The 2,708-nt window shown below is 66.2% G+C and carries 2 protein-coding genes and 1 pseudogene; 2 read left to right on the top strand and 1 reads right to left on the bottom strand.

The window, feature by feature from the left end:
* Positions 1-1,019, top strand: a 1,019-nt coding sequence (locus LQV45_RS24560) for a CapA family protein (RefSeq protein WP_230009220.1), incomplete at its 5' end; no start/stop codon positions are given.
* A 33-nt stretch (positions 1,020-1,052) separates the two neighbouring features.
* On the opposite strand, the gene LQV45_RS24565 is transcribed toward LQV45_RS24560, so the two are convergent.
* Complete coding sequence (locus LQV45_RS24565; RefSeq protein WP_230009221.1) at positions 1,053-2,129, bottom strand: LLM class flavin-dependent oxidoreductase; 1,077 nt, start codon at positions 2,127-2,129, stop codon at positions 1,053-1,055.
* A gap of 282 nt (positions 2,130-2,411) precedes the next feature.
* On the opposite strand from LQV45_RS24565, the pseudogene LQV45_RS24570 reads away from it, so the two are divergent.
* A pseudogene (locus LQV45_RS24570) lies at positions 2,412-2,708 on the top strand (ammonia channel protein); the annotation flags it as partial.

Raw genomic sequence — 2,708 nt, forward strand, 5'->3', positions numbered from 1 at the left:
CAGGCAGGCAGTCCATGCTGATCGCGCTGCTGGGAGACGTCATGCTGGGCCGGCTGGTGAACCGGCACCTGGCAGCGGCCAGGCCTGCCTATCCCTGGGGCGACACGCTGGCGGTCCTGGAGCAGGCGGACGTCCGCGTCGCCAACCTCGAGTGTGTCCTGGCGGCCGGCGGCGAGCCCGAACCCGGCAAGATCTTCCATTTCCGCTCGGACCCGAAGAATGTTGCCAGCCTCCTCGCGGCCGGGATCGACGTCGTCTCGCTGGCCAACAACCACGTCCTGGATTTCGGCCAGGACGCGTTCGGGGAGATGCTGCCGGCGCTGGACGGCTGCGGCATCCTCCATGCCGGGGCCGGCCCCGACCTGGAGGCCGCCCGCCGCCCGGCCGTGTGGCGCGTGGGCGCCGTCGCCGTCGGATTCATTGCCTTCACGGACAACGAGCCCGGCTGGGAGGCGGGTACCGCGGCTCCCGGGGTCTACTACGTCCCGGTGGAGGATGTCCCCATCGATGACGCCGGCCGGCGCGGCGGGACACGATTGGACGGACTCTTGGAACTGGTCGCCAGGACCAAGGCCCGCGTCCAGGTCCTCATCGTGTCAGCCCATTGGGGCGGCAACTGGGGCTACGACGTCCCGGCCGGGCACCAGGACCTTGCCCGGGACCTCATCGAGGCCGGGGCCGACGTCGTGTTCGGCCACTCGCCGCACATATTTCGCGGCGTCGGCATCCACCGGAACCGTCCCATCATCTTCAGCGCCGGGGACTTCATTGACGACTACGCTGTGGACCCGGTCGAGCGCAATGACCAGTCTTTCGTGTTCATGCTCGACACCGACGCCGGCGCACCCCGAACGCTTCGGCTGCATCCGACCATCATCGCCGGATTCCAGGCGCGCCTGGCCCGCGGATCGGCACCCGGCATTGCCGCCCGGATGCAGCGGCTGAGCGGTCAGCTGGGCACGCTGGGCTACTGGAACGCCTCCGGCCGCTGCCTGGAGATTCCGCTGCACCAAAACTGAATCGCTGTAGTGGGCCAGCCGGCGGGCTGATTGTCAGACTGGTTGCTTGCCGGTCCGGCTGCTTACCAGGGCGGCCGAGACCTCCCTGTTGACGGCGGGCATGATCTCCGTGGCCAGCAGTTCAATCGACCGGGCCGTCTCGGCAAAGGGTAGGCCGCCCAGTCCGATCTGGGCCAGGTATCGCGAGTTCCCCAGAGTCTGGTGGATCTCCAGGAGCTTCTCGGTGATCTGCTGCGGGCTCCCCACCAGCAACCCGCCGCCGGGCTCGGTCCAGGAATCGAAGGTGGATCGGGGGAAGTGGTCTACGGGTCGCGGCATGTTTTGTTCGAAGTAGGCCCGGTAGTAGGGGTAGAACGTGTCGCGCGCCTGCTGTGACGTCGGCGCCGCGTAGAAGTGACCGCCAGCCCCCACCGGCAGCGCGCCGGCATCGTGGCCGGCCTCGGCAGCGCTCTCGCGGTAGAGCTCAACAAGGCGGCGGAAACGGGCCGGCCCTGACAGCAGGGCGATGAAAAGAGGAAGCCCGAGCCTGCCCGCCCGGGAAAAACTCGCCGGGGTGCCACCGACGCCCACCCAGACTGGCAGCTTCGCCTGCACCGGGCGCGGGGCGATGTCCATGTCCGGGATGCTCTGAGTCAGTCTTCCGGCCCACTGCACTGTGGAGTTGTCCCGGGCGTTGTCCCGCAGTTCCAGCAGCAGGCGCAGCTTCTCATCAAACAGGGCGTCGTAGTCCTCGAGCCTGTGGCCGAACAATGGATACGACTCCACGAACGCGCCGCGGCCCGCAATGATCTCGGCCCGGCCGTCGGAGATCAGGTCCAGAGTGGCGAACTGTTCAAAGAGCCGCACGGGGTCCTGGGTGGAGAGCACAGTCACGGCCGTGCCCAGCCGGAGATTGGATGTTTCCCGGGCGATCGCGGCGAGGACGACTTCCGGGGCCGAGAGGGCAAAGTCGCGCCGATGATGCTCCCCCAACCCCAGGAATCCGAGGCCCGCCTGATCGGCCAGCTTGGCGAGTTCGATGATCTCTTTTAGCCGCTGCTGCGGGGACAGCGCGATGCCGGTGCTGCTATCGCGGGTGAGCTCGCCGAAAGTGAAGATACCAAAGTCCATATTTATTGAACATTCAATCATTTGAATTCATTCCTGGCCCCACCCGGCAGCATCAAAACCGGCGGGCATATGAGGCCGCGTTTACATTCCTGAAACATGCCGGTCACGCGAACTTCACGCCGTCGCGATTCCCGTAACGTGCCCGCAACTTTTCGCCTCACTGCCGGAAACATGGCTCCGCGAGGATTAAATCCGGATCGGGGGGCCGGCGGCGACGTGTCCCGGTACGAAAGACTGACGAGAAGGGACCCGCCGGTGGAGCTCACTGCTGGAAGCGTCTGGATGATTGTGTCGGCAGCGATGGTTCTGCTGATGACCCCGGCCCTGGGCCTGTTTTACGGCGGGATGACCCGGGCCAAGGCCTCGCTCAACATGATGATGATGAGCTTCGTCTCGGTGGGGATCGTGGGCGTGGTGTGGGTCCTCTGGGGCTACTCGATGAGCACCGGGCAAGGTGTCCTCGGCGTGTTCGGCAACCCGTTCGCGAGCTTCGGCCTGAGCAGCCTCATCGGTTCGCCGGACCTGATCAAGGCCGGCTACAGCGCCACTTTTGCCATCCTCACCGTGGCCCTCATCAGC

The sequence above is a fragment of the Microbacterium sp. Bi128 genome (assembly GCF_918698205.1).